12 protein-coding genes are annotated in these 20796 nt (G+C 69.2%); 5 read left to right on the forward strand and 7 right to left on the reverse strand.

What is annotated here, in order from left to right; translation table 11 throughout:
• Positions 1-56: 56 nt before the first annotated feature.
• From FBZ88_RS15950 to FBZ88_RS15965, 4 genes are all read right to left on the reverse strand, one after another.
• Complete coding sequence (locus tag FBZ88_RS15950; protein WP_246138688.1) at positions 57-2261, reverse strand: prolyl oligopeptidase family serine peptidase; 2205 nt, start codon at positions 2259-2261, stop codon at positions 57-59.
• 210 nt (positions 2262-2471) lie between these two features.
• Positions 2472-3893, reverse strand: a complete 1422-nt coding sequence (locus FBZ88_RS15955; RefSeq protein ID WP_246138689.1) for an ABC transporter ATP-binding protein — start codon at positions 3891-3893, stop codon at positions 2472-2474.
• 19 nt (positions 3894-3912) lie between these two features.
• Positions 3913-5667, reverse strand: coding sequence for an ABC transporter permease (locus FBZ88_RS15960; RefSeq protein WP_326486335.1), 1755 nt, complete (start codon positions 5665-5667; stop codon positions 3913-3915).
• Positions 5668-5742: 75 nt separating this feature from the next.
• Complete coding sequence (locus tag FBZ88_RS15965) at positions 5743-5988, reverse strand: hypothetical protein (protein ID WP_145618215.1); 246 nt, start codon at positions 5986-5988, stop codon at positions 5743-5745.
• A 718-nt stretch (positions 5989-6706) separates the two neighbouring features.
• Here FBZ88_RS15965 and FBZ88_RS15970 point away from each other — a divergent pair.
• The 3 genes from FBZ88_RS15970 to FBZ88_RS15980 are packed head-to-tail and all read left to right on the forward strand — an operon-like array spanning position 6707 to position 14503.
• On the forward strand, positions 6707-8164 hold the full coding sequence (locus FBZ88_RS15970) for an efflux RND transporter periplasmic adaptor subunit (RefSeq protein ID WP_145618216.1): 1458 nt from the start codon (positions 6707-6709) through the stop codon (positions 8162-8164).
• Complete coding sequence (locus FBZ88_RS15975) at positions 8161-11373, forward strand: efflux RND transporter permease subunit (RefSeq protein WP_145618217.1); 3213 nt, start codon at positions 8161-8163, stop codon at positions 11371-11373. Before FBZ88_RS15970 ends, FBZ88_RS15975 begins: the two co-directional genes overlap by 4 nt.
• 19 nt (positions 11374-11392) lie before the next feature.
• On the forward strand, positions 11393-14503 hold the full coding sequence (locus tag FBZ88_RS15980; RefSeq protein WP_145618218.1) for an efflux RND transporter permease subunit: 3111 nt from the start codon (positions 11393-11395) through the stop codon (positions 14501-14503).
• Positions 14504-14588: 85 nt separating this feature from the next.
• Here FBZ88_RS15980 and FBZ88_RS15985 read toward each other — a convergent pair whose 3' ends face one another.
• Entirely contained in the window at positions 14589-15584 is a 996-nt protein-coding gene (locus tag FBZ88_RS15985; protein WP_145618219.1) for an FkbM family methyltransferase, read from the reverse strand.
• Positions 15585-15778: 194 nt separating this feature from the next.
• Between FBZ88_RS15985 and FBZ88_RS15990 the strand changes: the two genes are divergently transcribed.
• Together FBZ88_RS15990 and FBZ88_RS15995 are read left to right on the forward strand one after the other, a co-directional pair.
• Positions 15779-16450 carry a response regulator transcription factor gene (locus tag FBZ88_RS15990; RefSeq protein WP_145618220.1) on the forward strand — a complete coding sequence of 224 codons (672 nt, stop codon included), beginning with the start codon at positions 15779-15781 and terminating at the stop codon, positions 16448-16450.
• Positions 16451-16478: 28 nt separating this feature from the next.
• Entirely contained in the window at positions 16479-17846 is a 1368-nt protein-coding gene (locus FBZ88_RS15995) for a sensor histidine kinase (protein ID WP_145618221.1), read from the forward strand.
• 19 nt (positions 17847-17865) lie between these two features.
• Here the strand turns inward: FBZ88_RS15995 and FBZ88_RS16000 are convergent, their stop codons facing one another.
• Positions 17866-19065, reverse strand: a complete 1200-nt coding sequence (locus FBZ88_RS16000) for an acyltransferase family protein (RefSeq protein ID WP_186464431.1) — start codon at positions 19063-19065, stop codon at positions 17866-17868.
• A 167-nt stretch (positions 19066-19232) separates the two neighbouring features.
• Entirely contained in the window at positions 19233-20744 is a 1512-nt protein-coding gene (locus FBZ88_RS16005; protein ID WP_145618223.1) for an efflux transporter outer membrane subunit, read from the reverse strand.
• Between the last annotated feature and the right edge of the window lie 52 nt (positions 20745-20796).

Genomic DNA, 20796 nt, shown 5'->3' on the forward strand with positions numbered 1-20796 from the left:
CTATGGGCCAGCCACCCCGCCCGCGACAGCCTTAATGCACCATCCGGTTTAATGCGTCACTTGGCCGACGGCAGCGGCAGGGTCATGGCCAGCTGGTCGAACAGGAAGCCGTAGATGTCGGTCGACAGGGCCACGCGCTCGGCCAGGGAACTGCCGTGGCCATGACCGGCATTGGCGGTGGTGCGCAGCAGGATGGGCAGGCCGGCGGGGTCCGCTGCCTGCAGCCGGGCCACCATCTTGCGCGAATGCATGGGATTCACGCGGCCGTCATTCTCCCCCGTCGCCAGCAGCACGGCGGGATAGCGGACGCCATCCGTCACATGGTGATAGGGGGAATAAGCGTACAGCGCCCGGAACTGTGCCGAATCCTTCACGGTGCCGTATTCGGTGATGTTGAAGGCGCCGTTGGGGTCCAGTTCCGTCCGCACCATGTCGTAGATGCCGACATTGCCCACCACGGCGCGGGCCAAGTCCGGATGCTGGGTCAGGGTGGCGCCCATCAGCAGGCCGCCATTGCTGCCGCCGATCAGGGCCAGGTGGTCGGCATCGGTATAGCCCCGCTGCACCAGCAGGTGGGCCACGGCGGCGAAATCGTCGAAGACATGCTGCTTGTTGGTCAGGCGGCCGGCGTCGTGCCAAGCCTCGCCGAACTCCGCCCCGCCGCGCAGGTTGGCGATGGCGTAGATGCCGCCGGCATCCAGCCACAGGCGCTGTTCCGCCGTGAGCTGGCCCGGCGTCAGGCTGACGCCGAAGCCGCCGTAGCCGGTCAGCAGCGCGGGCGCCTTGCCCCCTTTGCGCGCGCCCTTCGGAATGATGATGGTGACCGGCACCGAGGTGCCATCAGCGGAGGTGGCGGCGTCGCGCACCACCTCGGCGTCGCTGAAATCCAGCCCACCGGCGGCGGACAGCTTGGTCTCGTCCATGCTTTGCCGGCGCTCGTCATAGATGGCGTAGGCGGGCGCCTTGAGATAGGTGGTCATGTCATAGAGCACGCGGTTGCCGGCCAGGGGCACCAGCTCATGGTTGGCGGAGACCGGCGGCAGGGGCAGCGGACCCAGCGGCTGGCCCGTGGCGGGCGCCACCATGGCCACGGTGATGGGGCCGCCTTCGATGCGGCGCAGATAGACACGGCTGTCCGTCACGGCGAGGGAGTGGGAGCCCCGGTCGGACAGCAGCGCCGCCTTGCCCTCGGGCACCAGCACCTTGGCATGGACCAGGTTGGTGTCCCCCGGCGCCAGGCGCAACAGGCGCCCCGCCGGCGCATTCAGGCGGGAAATCAGGTAAAGCGCGCCGTCGGGCCCGGGCGCCACCGCCACCGCCTTGTCGGCGAACCGGGTGACCGGCGCCGGTGTGCCGGTAGGTCCGGCGGACTGGGGCAGCAGGAAGTGTTCGAATTCCCCGCCATCGCCGTTGGCGACCGAGATGACCAGGGGCCCCGTGCCTTCGCGATTGTCCAGCTCCACCTCCGCGATGCGGGGAAAGTCGCGGCCCAGCACGTAACTGTCGTTGTGTGGATCGCCACCCAGCGGATGCCAGTAGACCTGCATGTAGAAATGACGGTCGGCCTCCGGCCGCTCCTCCCCCGGGTAGCGGGTATACCAGAAGCCCTTGCCGTCCGCGGACCAGGCCAGGTCGCCACCGCCGGTGGGATATTGCACGCGGGGAATGACCTCACCTACCTCCGTCCCGGTGGCGGTGTCAAAGACATGCACGCTGCCATTCTCACTGCCGCCCGTGGACAGGCTGGCGGCCACCAGCCGGCCGTCGGGGGACGGCACGAACCAGTCCACCGCCGTCAGGCCACGCGAGTCGATCCGGTTGGGGTCGATGATCACCTTCACGTCCAGCGCGCGCGACGGCGCCGTGGTCATCCCATCATCGATCATGACCACCTGCGGCTGTTGCAGGCGCGGGTCGGTGTAGCGGGCGAACAGATGGCCGCCGGCGGCGCGCACGCCGGAATAGCGGCTGGGCGTGGCGGCGATCAGCGACTCCAAGCGGGCCTTGATGGCGGCACGCTGGGGTACGGCGTCCAGGTAGACGCGGCTGTAGGCGTTTTCATCGGCCGACCACCGCTTCACCACTGGGTCAGACCAATCCTCCAGCCAGCGATAGGGATCCGCGACCACTTGGCCGAAGAAGCTGTCCGTCACGGGCTTGGCCGGCGTGGACGGCAGACCCACCGCCCCGGCACCATCGCCAAACCAAGCCATTCCAGCCAAGGACAGGGCGAAGAGGCGGGGGGCAGCCAGGCGGGCCATGGGCGGTGTCCAGAAAAGGGAACGGGCCGCGCAGTGCACCACCGGCGGCCCGTTCTGCCAAGTCTCTTCTCGCAAACTTGGAATGCTTGCCCCTTTGCTCTCCTCCTAGGACGCGACCGCGTCCGCCGGAGATTTTTGGGAAGCGGAGCGGACTAAAAATCGAGGAAAGCCAAAGCCGTGAATGCGGCTGCCGGCGCTTGAGGAAAAAAACTAAGCCTCTTCCTCCGCGTCCAGGTGGAACTGCGCCGTGTCGCCGTCATAGGCGAAGACCTCGGCATAGCGCGCCCAGCTGATCATGGCCTTCAGCGTCTCATCGGCCGCGGTCTCGGACATGTGGTCCTCCAGCTCCGTCTCGAAGCGGGGCCGGGGGGCGCGGTGGTTGGGACGTTCCTGCAGGACGCGGCGAATGTGGCTGGCCAGCGGGATGCGTTGCAGCAGATGGTCGGCGAACAGGCGCTTGCGCACGTCCAGCTCGGCCTGGGCGAACTGCCGCGCCGGGGGCAGCAGGCGGATGTCGCCCTCCACCACCTCGGCGAAGCCCAGCATCTGCAAGGTTTCCGCCACCTTCAGCAGGTCGTCGGTGGACATCTGCAGGGCGGAGGAGATGACGGGCAGGTCGGCCACGCCGTTGTGCGGCTCGGCATCCACCATTTCCATCAGGCCGGCCAGCACGTTGGTCGACACATGCGGCAGCTGCAGGCTGAGACCGGCGGCCAGCGTCTCGGCGATGCCCGGCGCCGCCTTGCGCCGGCGGGTCATCAGGCCGTAGATGTGATCCACCAGCTGGCGGAAGGCCGGGTCGGTGCGGACGCGCGGATGGGGCAGCGTCACCTCGATCTCCGCCGCCACCCGGCCGGGGTTGGACGACATCACCAGGATGCGGTCGCACATCTGCACCGCCTCCTCGATATTGTGGGTGACCAGCAACACGGCGCCGATGGCCAGGTGACCATCGCCCCACAGGTCCAGGAAGTCGGTGCGGACGGTTTCAGCCGTCAGCACGTCCAGGGCGGAGAACGGCTCGTCCAGCAACAGGATGCCGGGGTCCAGCACCAGGGCGCGGGCGAAGCCCACGCGCTGGCGCATGCCGCCCGACAGTTCGCGGGGATAGGCGTTTTCGAACCCGTCCAGGCCGATGAGGTCGATGGCGGCCAGCGCGCGCTTGCGCATCTCCGCCGGGGGCACGCCGCGCGCCTCCAGCCCCACCTGCACGTTCTCCAGCACCGTCAGCCAGGGGAACAGGGCGAATGACTGGAAGACCATGGCCACGTCGTTCGCCGGGCCGGACACCGGCTTGCCCGCCACGGACACCTGGCCCGAGGTGGAGGACAGCAGGCCGGCGATGATGCGCAGCAGGGTGGACTTGCCGGAGCCGGAGCGGCCCAGCAGGGCCACGATCTCGCGCCGGTCCACCGTCATGTTGACGTTATCCAGCACCAGGGGGCTGTCGGGGTCGGCGTCGTAACGCTTGCTGACGTCCTTCACGGTCAGGATGGGCACGCCGCTGGGCAGCGGACGGGGGCCGGAGGATGCCCCACGGGGGGCGACTCCGGCGGTGGCCAGGTCGGCCGGGGCATGCGCGCCCGGGGCCGCGCCCAGGGCCGCGCGCAGGGACTTCGGGGTCAGGTTCATGATGGGGACCTCCGTTCCTTCAGGACACGCGCAGGCGGCGTTCGGCGTACGCGTACAGCGGGCGCCAGACCAGACGGTTGAACAGCACGACGAAACAGACCATGACGACGTTGCCCAGCACCAGGCGGGGGAAGTCGGCGTCCGTCGTCATCTGGGCGATATAGGCGCCAAGTCCACGCGCCTGGACGTGGGTGTCGCCCCAGGACACGGCCTCGGCCACGATGCTGGCGTTCCAGGCGCCGCCGCTGGCGGTGATGGCCCCCGTCACCAGGTGGGGGAAGACACCGGGCAGCAGGGCATCCCGCCACTTCTTCCAGCCGCGCAGGCGCAGGTTGGCGATGACGTCGCGCAGATCCACGGGGTAGGCCTGGGAACCGGCCACCACGTTGAACAGGATGTACCACTGCGTGCCAAGGATCATCAGCGGCGACAGCCAGATGTCCGGGTTCAGGGTCCAGTGCACGATGGCGGCCACCGCCACGGGGAAGAACAGGTTGGACGGGAAGGCGGCCAGGAACTGGGCCAGCGGCTGGACGATGGCGGCCAGGCGCGGGCGCATGCCCACCATCACCCCGATCGGTACCCAGATGACCGCCGCCAGGACGATCAGCACCACCACCCGGACCATGGTGGCCAGGCCCAGCAGCACCACATGGCCGACATCACCCCAGGTGACGCCGGTGGCCATGAACTGGACGCCGTGCACCGCCACGTACAGCGCCATGACCGCCAGGGCGCCCTGCCACACATAATCCCCCATGCGCACGGCGCGGGGGCTGAGCCTGGGTGCCGGCAGCTTGGGCAGGGAGGGCAGGCGCCAGCGCAGGGTGGCGCGGGCGGCGCCGCCGGCCGGCCGGCCCAGGGTGCGGAACAGAGTGGAGCGTTCCACCATGGTCAGCACCCAGGAGGTCGGGCGTTCCTCTGCCTGCACGGTGTCGGCGCGGAAGCGGTCGGCCCAGGCGACCAGCGGCCGGAACAGCAGCTGGTCATAAAGGATGATGACGCCCAGCATGGTCAGGATGACCCAGCCGATGGCGCCCAGGTCGCGCTGCTCGATGGCCAGCGCCAGATAGGCGCCCACGCCCGGCAGGGTGATGGTGGTGCTGCCCACCGTCACCGCCTCGGCCGCCACGACGAAGAACCAGCCGCCGGACATGCTCATCATCATGTTCCAGACCAGGCCGGGGATGGCGAAGGGCACCTCAAGCCGCCAGAAACGCTGCCAGGTGGAGAAGTGATAGCCCGTGCACACCTCTTCCAGGTCGGACGGCACCGTCCGCAGCGACTGGTAGAAGCTGAAGGTCATGTTCCAGGCCTGGCTGGTGAAGATGGCGAAGATGGAGGCCAGCTCCGCCCCCACCACCTGGCCGGGGAACAAGCCCAGGAAGAAGGTCACGGTGAAGGACAGGTATGTCAGCACCGGCACGGACTGCAGGATGTCCAGCGCCGGGATGAGGATCTGCCCCGCGCGCTGGCTTTTCACCGCCAGCGGCGCATAGACCAGGGTGAACAGCAGGGACGCGCCCAGGGCCGCCAGCATGCGCAGCGTCGTGCGCAGGGCGTAGTAGGGCAGTGTCCACGGGTCCAGGGTGATGGGTGTGCGTTCCAGCTGCGACAGCGGCTGCGCCACCTCGTGCCCGCCGAAGACCAGCAGGGCCAGCAGGCCCAGGACCAGCGGCAAGGCCACGACGTCCCAGCGGGACGGCGCCAGGCGGGCCAGCGGGCTGGGTGATCCCAGCCCGTCACGGCCGCCGTGAAGGACATGCATGGTCATTGGCCGTTCCCCCCGTCACCCTTGGTTTCGGATGGGGTGTCGGGCCCGAACAGCGTCAGGGGAATCAGGTACCGGTCAGCGGGCGTACCGCATTCGGCCCTCCGACGGTGCGTCGTTGGCGGCGATGTCGTTGGCGGCCACCGGCCGGCGCATCAGCATCCAGCCCATAACGGGGCGGCCGGCGGCATCCTGCCGCCACACCAGGGTGAGGCCATGGCCAGAGAGGGCCGCGCGCTGCGCCTGCGCGGCACGGGCCGCCGCCGCCATGACGGCGGACACGGGATCGGTCCCGGCGGAAAAACGGGTCTTGTTGAGGGCCATTGCTGCCTCCGTCACGCGGCCGGTGCCCGGCGGGGACGAAGGCGGGGATGGGGGCGTCAATGCCCCCGTCTCAGCGAGGGGCCCGACGCTCCCACCCACACCCCTGTCCCGGCTGGCGGTCTGTAGCGACCAGTCGCGCCGGATGGGTCCGGCCAAACGGGTCCGCGCCGCTCTCACTAGGTCGAGGGTTCATTCTCAGGGTGACTGTTCTCTTGGGGTTGACGGCATACCGCCCGTCGTGCGGAACCGGGGTTCCAGACGGCGGAGGACAACCGACGGCCCGCCAATAAACCGGGCGGGGGACCTGCGTCAACCCCAAACCAGAGCGCGATTTGCCGCAATGCAAAATCATCCGGTCCCGATCATGCCGCAGGCGACACTTTCACCCCGCCATGCGCCAATTGGCGCAGGCGGTATCCAGCGGGGGATGACATAAAACCGTCACCCGGCACCGCTATAGCCTGCCGGCCAGCACGGGCGGGACGGCCCCGAGCACAGGCGGCGAAGCGGACCCAGGGGGGCAGGTGCAAGCGGTGCTGACGCCTGGCGGTTTTCGGGGTAAGAGAAGGCGCGAAATACTAGGCAGGGCAGTCGGGTACGGGCCTTTTCAAATCTTACCGGCCACGCCCATCCGTGGGAATAAGCGAGACAACAGGATCTTCGGACGGCCGGCGTATAAACCCGGGTTCCAGAGATCATCGGGAAGGTTGGGATTTCGATGCGACGCAGTGTTTGGGTGTCTGCCCTGGTCGTGGTGCTGCTGGGTGGTGGCGCGTGGTGGGTCATGCACAAGAAGCCGAGCAGCCAGGACGCGGGCAGCCCCCCCGGTGCACCGGGTGGTGGGCCGGGCGGGCGGCAGGGCGCCGGCGGCCCGCCGCCAGGCGGTCCCGGGGGCCCGGGCGGCGGCGGGCGTCGTGGCGGCGGCTTCTCCATCCCCACCGTGGCGGTGACGCCGGTGGTGCTGGCCGACATGCCGGTCTACCTGGACGGCCTGGGCACGGTGCAGGCGCTGAACACCGTCACGGTCAAGACCCGCATCGGCGGCCAGCTGACCAAGGTCGCCTTCACCGAAGGCCAGACCGTGAAGGCCGGCGACACGCTGGCCGTGGTCGACCCGCGCCTGTACCAGGCGGCCTATGACCAGGCGGTGGCCAAGGTGGCGCAGGACCAGGCGCAGCTGGCCAACGCCCGGCTGGACCTGGAGCGATACCGCGCCCTGGCGGCCGAGAAGTACGGCACGCAGCAGACCTATGACACGCAGAAGGCCACCGTTGCCCAGTATGAGGCGACGCTGAAATACGACCAGGCGGCCGTGGAAACCGCCCGCACCAACCTGGACTGGACGGTGACCAAGGCGCCCATCGACGGCCGCACCGGCCTGCGCCTAGTGGACGTGGGCAACATCGTCAGTTCCAGCGACAGCACGGGCCTGGTGGTCATCACCCAGATGCAGCCCATCTCGGGTGTCTTCACCCTGCCGCAGCAGCAGCTGGACGTCATCAACGCCCACCTGGCCAAGGGCGAGACGCTGAGCGTGCTGGCCGTCAGTTCCGACGGCCGCCAGCTGGACAAGGGTACCCTGACCACCCTGGACAACCAAGTGGACACCACCACCGGCACCATCAAGCTGAAGGCGTCCTTCCCCAACAAGGACAATCGCCTGTGGCCGGGCGGCTTCGTCAACATGCGCCTGCTGCTGGAGGTGAAGCCCAAGCTGGCTGTTGTGCCGGCCTCAAGCATCCAGCATGGCCCCAACGGCACCTTCGTCTACATCGTCAACGAGGACAACACCGTCACCCCCCGCCCCGTGACCGTCATCCTGAACGAAGGCGACAAGTCCGCCCTGTCGGACGGCGTGCAGGTGGGCGAGCGCGTGGTGGTCAACGGCCAGGACCGACTGCAGGACGGCGCCAAGATCAACATCGCCGCCCCGGCGGGGGCGACGCCGGACGCCGGGGCGCCCGCGGGCGCCACCGGCCAACACCACCGCGGCCAGGGTCAGGGCGGCAACGGCCAAGCCGGGCCCGAGGGTGAACACCATCGCCGCCGCAACCAGGGTGGCCAGCCGGGCAGCGACCCGGCGCAAGGCCCGACTCCTCAGGGTGCGCCCAACCCAAATCAGCCCGCCAATGGCCAGCCCGCACCAGCGAATAGCCAGGGCGGCCAGCCGCGATGAACGTTTCCGCCCCCTTCATCGCCCGGCCGATCGCCACCACGCTGCTGGCGATCGGCATCGTGCTGGTGGGCTTCCTGGGGTATCGGGCGCTGCCGGTGTCGTCGCTGCCGGAAGTGGACTTCCCCGTCATCCAGGTCACCACCCAGCTGCCCGGCGCCAGCGCCGACACCACCTCCACGCTGATCACCGCCTCGCTGGAACGCCAGCTGGGGCAGATTCCCGGCCTGGACGTCATGACGTCCATCTCCAGCTTCGGCGTGTCCAACATCACGCTGCAGTTCGGCCTGGGCCACAACATCGACGACGCAGCACAGGACGTGCAGGCGGCCATCAACGCCGCCGGCAGCACCCTGCCCAAGACGCTGCCCTATCCGCCCACATACGCCAAGGTCAACCCGGCGGACCCGCCCATCCTGTCGCTGGCGCTGACCTCGGAAACCCTGCCCATCTCCACCCTGTCCGACACGGCCGACAGCCTGCTGGCGCAGAAGCTGAGCCAGGTGTCGGGCGTGGGCCGCGTCACCGTGCAGGGCAACCAGCGCCCGGCCGTACGCATCCAGATCCAGCCGGAGCGCCTGGCCGCCTATAGCCTGAGCATGGAGGACATCCGCACCGCCCTGGGCAAGGCCAACGTGAACCAGGCCAAGGGCAGCTTCGACGGCGTCGCCCAGGCCTATACCATCACCGCCAACGACCAGATCGAAAAGGCCGAGGCCTATTCCGACGTCATCGTCACCTACAAGAACGGCGCCCCCGTCCACCTGAAGGACGTGGGCGTGGTGACCCGCGGGCTGGAGAATTCCCGCGTGGGTGCCTGGTTCAACGGCAAGCAGGGCGTGCTGCTGGACATCCAGCGCCAGCCGGGTGCCAACATCGTGGAAACGGCCGACCGCCTGAAGTCCAAGCTGCATGAGCTGCAGGCGGCCCTGCCCGCCGGCATCAAGCTGACCATCGTCGCCGACCGTACCGAGACCATCCGCGCCAGCGTGCGCGACGTACAGGAAACCTTGGTGCTGACCACCGTGCTGGTGGTGCTGGTCATCCTGGCCTTCCTGCGGTCCGGCCGCGCCACCGTCATTCCGGCCGTGGCCCTGCCCCTGTCGCTGATCGTCACCTTCGGCGTCATGGCCCTGTGCGGTTTCAGCCTGGACAACCTGTCGCTGATGGCGCTGACCATCGGCACCGGCTTCGTCGTCGACGACGCCATCGTCATGATCGAGAACGTCATTCGCTACATCGAGGCGGGCGAGGCCCCCCTGCCCGCCGCCTACAAGGGCGCCAAGCAGATCGGCTTCACCGTGATCTCGCTGACGGTATCGCTGGTGGCGGTGTTCATCCCCCTGCTGTTCATGAGCGGCATCATTGGCCGCCTGTTCCGCGAATTCTCGCTGACCCTGACCATCGCCGTCGTCGCCTCGGCCGTCGTGTCGCTGACCGTCACGCCCATGATGTGCGGCCGCCTGCTGCGCAGCCACGCCGACGAGCAGGCCGCCCACCGGCGCCGCTCGCGCTGGGCCAAATATTCCCCGCTGGAATGGACGGAAGCCGGCTTCAACTGGATGCTGCGGGGCTATGAGCGGACCCTGTCCGTGGTCATGCGCTTCCAGTTCCTGACCCTGCTGGTGGCCATCGGCACCCTGGTGCTGACCGTCGTCCTCTACATGTGGATGCCCAAGGGCTTCCTGCCCAGCCAGGACACGGGCATCCTGGCCATCACCGTGGACGGCGACCAGGACAGCTCGTTCTCGTCCATGCGCCGCCTGCAGCAGCAGGTGGCCGATATCGTCGCCCAGGACCCTGACGTGGTGTCGGTGACCAGCTTCGCCGGCGCCAGCACCGTCAACCCCACCCCCAACACCGCCCACCTGTCCGTGGGCCTGAAGCCGCGGAACGAACGATCGGCCAATGCCGACGCGGTCGCCGTGCGCCTCAGCCACAAGCTGTCGGGCGTGCAGGGCGAGGTCTACGTCCAGTCGGTGCAGGACATCCAGATCGGCGCCCGCGCCAGCCGCACGCAGTACCAGTACACCCTGGCCGACGCCGACGGCGTGGAACTGGCGGAATGGGCGCCCAAGCTGGTGGCCAAGCTGCGCAGCCTGCCCCAGTTCCGCGACGTGGCCAGTGACCAGCAGACCAACGGCCGCCAGGTGGTGCTGAACGTTGACCGCGCCCTGGCCGCCCGCCTGGGGGTCAGCATCCAGAGCATCGACGACGTGCTGTACGACGCCTTCGGCCAGCGCCAGATCTCCACCATCTACGCCCAGATGAACCAGTACCGCGTGGTGCTGGAGGTGCCGGAGAAGCTGCAATCCAGCCCCGAGGCGCTGGGCCGCCTGTATGTGCCCAGCACCGGCGGGCCGGTGGCGGTGAACACGGTGGCGCAGAGCACCCAGGTCACCACCAACACCCAAGTGCCGCTGAGTTCTCTGGTGCAGATCGAGACCACCAGCGCGCCCCTGACGGTGAACCACCAGGCCCAATTCCCGGCCCTGACCGTCACCTTCAACCTGGCCGAGGGGCAGTCGCTGGGCGACGCGGTGGACGCCGTGACCAAGGCGGAGAAGGACATCGGCATGCCGGACACGGTGACCGGCTCCTTCGCCGGCGAGGCGGCGGAATTCCAGACCTCCATCGCCAGCGAGCCGTGGCTGATCGCCGCCGCCGTGGTGACGATCTACATCGTGCTGGGCGTGCTGTATGAGAGCATCATCCACCCGGTGACCATCCTGTCGACCCTGCCGTCGGCCGGCATCGGCGCCCTGCTGGCGCTGTGGCTGACCGGCAACGACCTGTCGCTGGTGGCCCTGATCGGCATCGTGCTGCTGATGGGCATCGTGAAGAAGAACGCCATCATGATGATCGACTTCGCCATCGAGGCGGAGCGGGTGGAGGGCAAGTCCCCCCACGACTCGATCGTGGAGGCCTGCCTGCTGCGCTTCCGCCCTATCATGATGACCACCATGGCGGCGCTGCTGGGCGCCCTGCCCCTGGCGCTGGAGCATGGCACGGGGTCGGAGCTGCGCCGGCCGCTGGGCATCACCATCGTCGGCGGCCTGATCCTGTCGCAGCTGCTGACCCTGTACACCACGCCGGTGATCTATCTGTACATGGAGCGGCTGCGCGCCTGGGTCGCCCGGCGTACCGGCGGCGACCGGACGGAAGACGTGCCCCCGGGCGCGCCCCCACCCCTGACGGGCCTGGCAGACTGAAGCGCGGAGCGGCCATCCCATGAGCATCTCCGAACCCTTCATCCGCCGGCCCATCGGCACGGCCCTGCTGGCCATCGGCCTGGCGCTGGTGGGGGCGGTGGCGTACGCCTTCCTGCCGGTGGCGTCCCTGCCCAACACCGACCTGCCCATCATCTTCATCCAGGCCAGGGAATCGGGGGCCGACCCCGTGACCATGGCCGCGACGGTGACCGCCCCGCTGGAGCGTCACCTGGGTGAGATCGCCGGCGTGAACGAGATGACCTCGACCACGTCGCTGGGCGTCAGCACCATCATCCTGCAGTTCGACGTCAGCCGGCCGGTGACGGACGCGGCGCGCGACGTGCAGGCGGCCATCAGCGCCGCCGCCACCGACCTGCCCTCGGGCCTGACCAGCCAGCCCACGTTCCGCAAGGCCAACCCCAACGGCCGGCCCATCATGACGCTGGCCCTGACGTCCAAGACCCTGACCAACCAGGCCATCTTCGACGCCGCCGACGGCATCCTGGCCCAGCGCCTGTCGCAGATCGAGGGCGTGGCCCAGGCCTCCGCCGCCGGTGGCGAGAAGTCCGCCATCCGCGTGCAGGTGGACGTGAACGCCCTGGCCGCGCGCAAGATCAGCCTGGCCGACATCAGCACCGCCATCACCAACGCCAACGTCAGCCAGCCCGTCGGCACCATGGACGGCGAAGACACGCTGATGACGGTGACCACCAACGACACCATGCTGAAGGCGCAGGACTATCGCGACCTGGTGGTGCGCACCGCCAGCGGCACCGTCTTTCGCCTGGGCGACGTGGCCACGGTGCTGAACAGCTCGGAAAACATCCGCCAGGCGGGCTGGTTCGGCACGCAGCCGGCCGTGCTGGTCTCGGTCCTGAAGCAGCCGGGCGCCAACGTCATCAAGACGGTGGACCTGATCAAGGCCAACCTGGGCCAGATCCAGAAGTGGCTGCCGCCCGGCATCGACATCAACGTGGTCAACGACCAGACCGGCACCATCCGTGCCAGCGTGGACGACGTGCAGATCACCATGCTGATCTCCATCGGCCTGGTCATCCTGGTGGTGGGCCTGTTCCTGCGCCGCCTGGCGCCCACGCTGGCCGCCGCCACCGCCGTGCCCCTGTCGCTGGCCGGCACCTTCGCCGTCATGTGGATGTTGGACTACAGCATGGACAACCTGTCGCTGATGGCCCTGACCATCAGCGTGGGCTTCGTGGTCGACGACGCCATCGTCATGATCGAGAACGCCGTCCGCCACCGTGAGATGGGCAAGCCCCCCTTGCAGGCGGCCCTGGACGGCGCGCGCGAGATCGGCTTCACCATCGTATCCATGACCCTGTCGCTGGTGGCCGTGTTCATGCCCATCATCTTCATGGGTGGGCTGGCGGGCCGGCTGTTCCACGAATTCGCCATGACGCTGACGGCGGCCATCCTGGTGTCGGGCATCGTGTCGGTGACCCTGACGCCCATGATGTGCGCCCGCTTCGTCGACCATGCCCGTGAGCGCAAGGCCAACTGGGCCGACCGCTGGGTGGGCCGGCCGCTGGATGGCGCCACCAACCTGTACATGAAGGGCCTGGGCTGGGTGATGCGGCACCGCATCCTCATGCTGTTCGTGGCCATCGGCACCATTTTCGGCACCATCTACCTGTACGGTGTCGTGCCCAAGGGCGGCTTCCCCCAGCAGGACACGGGCCTGCTGCGCGGCAGCGTGCGCGCCTCGGCCGACACCTCGTTCCAGACCATGCAACGCCGCATGCAGGAGGTGGTGAAGATCATCGCCGACGATCCGGCGGTGGCGGCCATCGGCGGCACCACCGGCGGCGGCGGCGGCGGCCCCGGCAGCAGCAGCGCCAACACCGGCAGCATGACCATCTCGCTGAAGCCCAGGAACCAGCGCGACGCCAGCGCCGACCAGGTCATCGCCCGCCTGCGGCCCAAGTTTGCCAAGATGGAGGCGCTGCAGGTCTTCCTGCAGGCGGAGCAGGACCTGCGCTTCGGCGGGCGCAGCAGCGACTCGCAGTTCCAGGTTTCGCTGCTGAGCGACAACCTGGACGACCTCTATGAATGGGGGCCCAAGCTGGTGGCCAAGCTGAAGGAGCTGCCGGACTATTTCCAGGACGTCAGTTCCGACCAGGACAAGGCCGGCCTGGACGCCAAGGTGGTCATCGACCGCAACCTGGCCTCGCGCATGAACCTGACGCCGTCGGACGTGGACGCGGCCCTGGGCAACGCCTTCAGCCAGAAGCAGGTCAGCACCCTCTACGGTGCCCGCAACCAGTACCATGTGGTGCTGGAGGCGACGCCCAATGAGCAGAAGGGCCCGGACGACCTGGTGCGCATCTATGTGAAATCGGTGGCGGGCATGGTGCCGCTGTCCACCTTCGCCAAGGTGCAGGTGCAGGAATCGCCCCTGTCGGTGAACCATGAGGGGCAGTACCCCTCCTCCACCCTCAGCTTCAACCTGGCCGAGGGCGTCGCCCAGGTGGACGCGCTGGCCCGGGCGCAGCAGGCGGTGACGGAACTGGCCATGCCGGCCTCGATGCGGGTGGAGGTGGGCGGCATCGCCCGCATCTTCCAGCAGCAGAACCAGGGCCAGCCCCTGCTGATCTTGGCGGCGCTGGTGACCATCTACATCGTGCTGGGCATGCTGTACGAAAGCTGGGCCCAGCCCATCACCATCCTGTCCACCCTGCCGTCGGCCGGCATCGGCGCCATCCTGGCGCTGATGGCCACGGGGTTCGAGCTGTCGATGATCTCCTTCATCGGCATCATCCTGCTGATGGGTATCGTGAAGAAGAACGCCATCATGCTGGTGGACTTCGCCCTGGCGGCGGAGCGCATCCAGGGCATGTCCCCGGTGGACGCCATCACGGAGGCGTGCCGTGAACGCTTCCGCCCCATCACCATGACGACGCTGACCGCCCTGCTGGGCGCCGTGCCGCTGGCCGTCGGCGGCGGCACGGGGGCCGAACTGCGCCAACCCCTGGGCATCGCCCTGGTGGGTGGCCTGCTGGTCTCGCAGTTCATCACCCTCTACACCACGCCGGTCATCTACCTGGCCCTGCGGCCCCGGAAGGTGAAGCTGTCCCGCCTGCACGCCGCCATGGCGGGGGTGAAGCGAAGCTGAGGCCGTCCTACAGGACCAATGGAAAGGGCCCGCCGGATCACCCCGGTGGGCCCTTTCCATTTTCGCGCGGATCAGACGGGCGGGATCAGGAGGCGACCAGCGACCAGTCGGCCGGTTCCCACAGGGCGCCGGAGTCGACTGCGGCATCGCCCTGGAACAGCAGCGCGTCCGGCGTGACGCCGCAGGCGCGGTAGCCGAACAAGGCCAGGGTGGCCGGCAGATCCACGCCCCAGCCCTTGGCGCCGCGCCGGTCGATGACGATCAGCCGGGGCCGCAGGGCCTGGGGTGCCGCCTGCAGGAAGGGGATCAGCGCCAGGTCGGCGCCGGCCTTGTAGCCCAGGCGCAGCACGTCGACACGGTGCAGGCCGGCAGCCCGCGCCAAATCCAGCAGCGGGCGGGTGCGCACCAGGGCCGGCGGTGGCGCGTCCCAGGCGGGCGTCGCGGCGGCCTTGCGGGCGCCGGTCGCCAGGACCAGGCCGTCGCAAATGGGCCCGGCCGCCTCTTCCGCCAGGGTCACGGTGGCGGCGATGGGGTTGAGGGAGAGGTTGACGGCCAGCCGATCGCGGGTGGCGGCGTTCGGCTCCACCGCCAGCACGCGGCCCCGGGGGCCCAGGTGGTGCGCGGCGGCCAGGGTGTGCAGGCCGGTGCCGGCCCCGATATCGACGAAGACGCCGTCCGCCGGCAGGGCCGCCGCGACATGGACCCGAGCCTGGGCCGCCGCCTGGCGGGGCAGCGCCAGGTACCGGCGGTCGTCGGCATGGTCGCGGACGTGCAGGCGGCGGCGCAGGCCATCGGCCGCCACATCAATGACGGAGCCGTAGAGCCAGGGCACCATGACCCGCACCACCGGCCCCAGCACACCGCCGGCCACCTGGCCCCAGCGGCTGGCCGGCAGGGCGGCGCCGAGCGCCAGCAGCAACCCCGGCAGCCCGCCGGGGCGATGCCGTCCGAAGCCATCGTCCACCGGCGCCACCGGGGCGCGATAATCGATGACGGGGGCGCCGGCCGCTGGACCGGCGGGCGGAACGTCCCAAGGTCCGGAAGACGGGTCCGGCAACAGGGCGGCGGTGAGGACGGTCATGGTGGTCAGCACCCTCGGTTGATCAGCGCGTGGCAACGATGGCACAGTCAAGCTGACGCCTTGCTGACGCGGTCTGTCGCCTCTCAACCCGGCCCCGCCCCGTGAAAATCGGCCAGGACGCCGACAGGCCGCGCTTGTTCGCGCGTATAGATACGTCTGCCGCCCGCAGTGGGCGACTTGTGGGAACCTGGCCGATGCGGCTTCTTTTGGTTGAGGATGAACGGGATCTGCGGACACTAACCGCCGATCACCTGTCGCGAATCGGCTTCACCGTCGACGCCTGCGGCAGCCTGGCCGAAGCCGACGACCATATCTCCACCGCCGATTACGATGCCCTGGTCCTGGATCGCCGCCTGCCCGACGGCGACGGCGTCAGCCTGGTACGCCGCCTGCGCGGCTGCCGCCGGAAGGTGCCCATCCTGATGCTGACGGCCCGATCCACCCTGGATGACCGCATCGAGGGGCTGGACGCCGGCGCCGACGATTACCTGGTCAAGCCCTTCGACATGGGGGAGCTGGCGGCCCGACTGCGGGCCCTGCTGCGCCGGCCGGGTGGCGTCATCGGCGTGGTGCTGGAATGCGGCAACCTGTCCTTCGACAGCGCCGCCCGCGGCGTGGCCGTGGCTGGCGCCCCGCTGGCCCTGACGGCGCGCGAGCTGGCCCTGCTGGAGGTGCTGTTGCGCAAGGTGGACCAGGTGGTGACCAAGGCGCACATCGACAGCGCCCTGTACGGCTTCGGCAACGAAGCCACCGACAACGCGGTGGAGGCGCTGGTGTCCCGCCTGCGCCGCAAGCTGGCGACGGCGGAGGCCACGGCCGGCATTATCACCATGCGCGGCCTGGGCTATATGATGAGCGCGTCGTGAGCCCCCTCTTTCCCCGGATTCCTTCCTGATGCTGGCCACCCTGGCGCAGATCTGGCGGCACCGGTCGCTTCAGGGCCGCCTGGCCTGGCGCCTGGGCCTGCTGTTCCTGGCGTCGGTCGCCGTTGGCATCCTGCCCCTGGTGGTGCGGCTGGAGGAAGCGGGCGGCGTCGTGCAGCGCAAGGTGCTGCGCGGCCAGGCCAATGAGCTGATGGCCGTGTTCAACCACGGCGGCCTGTCGCTGGACCGTCTGCCGCCGGATCTGGCCAACCGCTACGCCCTGGAGGAAGACGGCGTCATCTATGCCGTGTGGGACCAGCACGGCCGGCTGTTGACCCAGTCCCTGCCCCGCGCCGCCAACACCCTGCGCGAGGCGCTGAACCAGCCGGACACGGAGTATTTCTTCCGCCCGCCGGGCGAGCCGGAGCGCTATGGCCTGGGCACGCCCATCAAGCTGGGCGACCGCACCCTGACGCTGGCCGTGGCGCAGTCGCCTACCGCCGACCAGAAGATCATCAACGGCCTGCTGGATGAGTTCGTCCGCGACATCCTGCTGTTCGGCATCCCCGTGGCCCTGATCGCCGCCGCCATCGGCGTCTGGACCATCCGCAGCAGCCTGACCCCCATCCAGGAGGTGTCGGAGGAGGCGGCGGCCATCGGCCTGGACCGGCTGGACCACCGGCTGGACGGCAAGAACCTGCCCAGCGAGGTCCTGCCCCTGGTCGACGCCTTCAACACGGCGCTGGCCCGGCTGGAGGGCAGCTTCCGGCACCACCGCCGCTTCATCGCCGACGCCGCCCACCAGCTGCGCACCCCCCTGGCCGTGGTGCAGGCCCGCCTGGAAAGCGGGGAGGCCGATATGGCGGCCGTGCGCGCCGACGTGCGCCGCCTGTCGCGCCTGGTGGCGCAGCTGCTGTCGCTGTCGCGCCTGTCCGGCACCCCCCTGCCCCGAACTGACCGGGTCATGGCGGGTGAACTGACGGCCGGAGAGCTGGTGACCCTGGCGCCCTTCATCCGATCCCTGGGCAAATCCATCGAGCTGGAGGTGGTGGAGGACTTCCCCCTGGTGTGCAACACCGGCGCCGTGGCCGAGGCCCTGCGCAACCTGGTGGAAAACGCCGTCGCCTATGGCCCGGCCGGCGGAATGGTGGAGGTGCGCGTGGGCCCCGGCCCCATCCTGTCCGTCGCCGACCGGGGCCCGGGATTGCAGGGCGAAGACCCCCTGACCCTGGCGGAACCCTTCGTGCGTGGCGCCGCCGGTGCCGGCATCACCGGATCCGGCCTGGGCCTGGCCATCGCCATGGAGATCATGCGCCAGCACGGCGGCCGCCTGGCCGCCCGCGACCGCCACGGCGGCGGCGCGTTGTTCAGCCTGTGCTTCGAGGATAAGGCTGCTTGATAAGACCCGTCAGGGAACCTCACACCTTCAGGAAGATCCGGCGGCGGTACAATGCCTCCAGGATGGCCCACCACAGGGCGACGAACAGGAGGGCGAAGGCCAGCGAAGCCGCCTTTTCCGGCAGCAGGGGATAGAACACCGCCTCGTAGATCACGTCCTGCAGAGGGGCGATGCGGTGGTCCCAGGGCAGGGTGATGACGCCGCCGATGATAATGGCCATCAGTTCCGACCCGACATAGGCCAGGATGGGGTTGACGCCGAAGACCAGGGCCGGCCGGGTCCAGCGGCGCCAGCCGCGCACCTCGACCACCCACAGCAGGGCGCCCAGGCACAGGCAGGCCATGCCGGCGGTCAGGGCCACGAAGGAGCTGGTCCACAGGCTCTTGTTGATGGGAAAGACCAGGTCCCAGACCTCGCCCAGCAGGACGCCGACGACCCCGGCCACGATCAGGCCCCGGATGCGGGCCGGCAACGGTAGGGGCCGGGCCAGCCAGCGGCCGGCCTGGACACCCAGCAGCGCCGTGGCGACGGCGGGTAGGGTCGACAGGGCGCCCTCGGGGTCCCAGGTCTTGGCGGCGGCCCACAGGTGGTTGCCCCAGGCGCCCCAGTCGAACAGGGCGCGGTCGACCGCCGCCGCCACGGTGGCGCCGGGATGGGCCAGTGCCGCAAGGCCGGTGGCGCCGGTGCCGGGCACAGGCACACAGGTCATGACCACCCAATATCCCAGCAGCAGCAGCATGATCAGCGCCCCCTGCCCCTTCGGCCCCACCCGCAGCGACAGCAGGCCAGCGGCGGCGTAGCACAGGGCGATGCGCTGCAGTACACCGGGGATGCGCCAGGACAGAACCTGCGCCGCCGCGCGATCGGCCAGCGTGCCGTGACCGGCCAGCGCGTAGCCCGGGAACCAGGCGATGAACAGGCCAAGGCCGAACAGGATAAGGGCGCGCCGCAGGATCTGACGGGCCAGGGCGCCATCGTCATCCCCCCGCGCCCGCCGCTGGGTCAGCGACAGGTGGGTGGTGATGCCCACCATGAACAGGAAGAAGGGGAAGACCAGGTCGGTGGGCGTCCAGCCGTGCCATTTGGCGTGGCGCAGCGGCCAATAGATGTCGGACCAGGTGCCGGGATCATTGACCAGCAGCATCAGGGCCACGGTCAGCCCCCGGAAGACGTCCAGCGACAGCAGGCGTTCAGGCTTGGCGGCCGGGGAGGGTTCCACGGAAGGACGGTCCAAGGCGGGCGCGGACATGGGGAACAGGCAGGCCTTTCAACCGGGAACGGCGCGGGGATGCGATCAGGTGTGCCAGCACGCGTCCCGCGCGGCTAGCCCCAAGGTCGGCATTTTGCCGGAAATGACGAAGGCGCCCCTGGCTTTGAGGACGGCCGTCAGCCGCCGGCCTTGGCGGGCGCTGTATCTGCCTGGGCCTCGGTCTGTTCCACCGACCAGCCGCCGCCCAGCACGCGGTACAGCGTGACGATGGAGGTCAGGTAGTTCAGGCGGCTCTGCACCAGGCTGTCCTGGGCGCTGAACAGGGTGCGCTGGGCCGTCAGCACGCTGACCATGTCGGCGGTGCCGCGCTGGAACTGCCCGGTGGTGCCGCGCAGGGCCACGTCGGCCGAGGCCGTGGCCTTTTCCTGGGCGCCACGGATGTCGCGGGTGTAGCGCACGCCGGCCAGCGCATCCTCGACATCGGAGAAGGCGGTGACGACCGCCTTCTGGTAATCCGCCGCCAGCTCCTCCACCCGGGCGCGCTGCACGTCGGACTGGGCCTGCAGGTTGCCGGCGTCGAACACCGTCTGGCTGAGCGAAGTGCCCAGCGACCACAGCTTGCTGGCCGGGTTGAACAGGTCGCCCAGCGATTCATTCTGGTAGCCGTAGCTGCCGGTCAGGCTGAGGCTGGGGTATTGCTGGGCGATGACGCTGCGCAGGGTGGCGTTGGCGGCGATCAGCTGCGCCTCGGCCGAGGCCACGTCCGGCCGGCGGGTCAGCAGGGTGGACGGCAGGTTGGGCGCCACCTCGGGCTCCGCCAAGCCGCTGAGGGTGGTGCCCTCGATCTTCAGCTGTTCCGGCAGGACGCCGACCAGCACGGCCAGCGCGTCGATCTGCTGCGCCAGGTTTTGCTCATATTGCGGGATGGCGGCGCGCTCGCCCTCCACCACGTTCACCTGGTTGGCCACGTCGACATCGGTGGCGGTGCCGGCACGGGCGCGGGCCTGGATGCCGCGCAGCACATCCTCGGCATCGCGCAGCGACTGGCGGGCCAGGGCCAGGCGGTCCTTGTACGCCAGCGCCTGGAAGTAGTCGGTGGCCACCGTGGCGATGGCCGTCATCAGCACCGTCTGCTTGTCGTAGCGGCTGAAATTCAGGCTGGCCTTGGCCGATTCGAAGGCGGACCGGTTCTTGCCCCAGAAATCCAGCTCGTAACTGGCCGACAGCTTGGCCGAATAGTTGCTGCTGATGTTGTTGCGGGTGATGTAGTTGCCGTTGCTGACGGTGGTGGTGCCGCCGCCCGTCTGGCTGCGGGTGCGCCCCGCATTCGCCGTCACCGTGGGGAACAGGGTGGAGCGTTGTTCGTCCACCGTCCCCTCGGCCTGGCGGATGCGGGCCACCGCGGCGCGCACGTCGAAGTTATTCGACGCCACGCGGGCGATCAGACCGTCCAGTTCCGGCGACTTGAATTGCCGCCACCAGTCGGCGGCAATTTCCGTGCGCAGGGTCGCGTCCTTGGCGGCGTCGCCCGTCACCGTTTCACGATAGGCCGCCGGCTGCGGCGTTTCCGGCCGTTCATAGTCCGGCCCCACGGTGCAGCCCGTCAGCGCACCCGCCATGAGGAGGGCCAGCAGGGGCCGCTTGGCGACGGACGAAAGCAGGGAACGGGACGACCGGTGGCGCAGCATCGCGGGACGTGATCCAGGAAGGGAGGCCAGATGGAAACGCGAAATGGGGATG

It is taken from the genome of Nitrospirillum bahiense (assembly GCF_007828025.1).
Lineage (GTDB): Bacteria > Pseudomonadota > Alphaproteobacteria > Azospirillales > Azospirillaceae > Nitrospirillum > Nitrospirillum amazonense.

Coding starts and splice junctions, on each gene's coding strand:
- FBZ88_RS15985 (WP_145618219.1), bottom strand. CDS start 15,584: ATGACCGTCCTCACCGCCGCCCTGTTGCCGGACCCGTCTTCCGGACCT.
- FBZ88_RS15960 (WP_326486335.1), bottom strand. CDS start 5,667: ATGACCATGCATGTCCTTCACGGCGGCCGTGACGGGCTGGGATCACCC.
- FBZ88_RS15995 (WP_145618221.1), top strand. CDS start 16,479: ATGCTGGCCACCCTGGCGCAGATCTGGCGGCACCGGTCGCTTCAGGGC.
- FBZ88_RS15950 (WP_246138688.1), bottom strand. CDS start 2,261: ATGGCCCGCCTGGCTGCCCCCCGCCTCTTCGCCCTGTCCTTGGCTGGA.
- FBZ88_RS15955 (WP_246138689.1), bottom strand. CDS start 3,893: ATGAACCTGACCCCGAAGTCCCTGCGCGCGGCCCTGGGCGCGGCCCCG.
- FBZ88_RS15990 (WP_145618220.1), top strand. CDS start 15,779: ATGCGGCTTCTTTTGGTTGAGGATGAACGGGATCTGCGGACACTAACC.
- FBZ88_RS15980 (WP_145618218.1), top strand. CDS start 11,393: ATGAGCATCTCCGAACCCTTCATCCGCCGGCCCATCGGCACGGCCCTG.
- FBZ88_RS16005 (WP_145618223.1), bottom strand. CDS start 20,744: ATGCTGCGCCACCGGTCGTCCCGTTCCCTGCTTTCGTCCGTCGCCAAG.
- FBZ88_RS15975 (WP_145618217.1), top strand. CDS start 8,161: ATGAACGTTTCCGCCCCCTTCATCGCCCGGCCGATCGCCACCACGCTG.
- FBZ88_RS15970 (WP_145618216.1), top strand. CDS start 6,707: ATGCGACGCAGTGTTTGGGTGTCTGCCCTGGTCGTGGTGCTGCTGGGT.
- FBZ88_RS15965 (WP_145618215.1), bottom strand. CDS start 5,988: ATGGCCCTCAACAAGACCCGTTTTTCCGCCGGGACCGATCCCGTGTCC.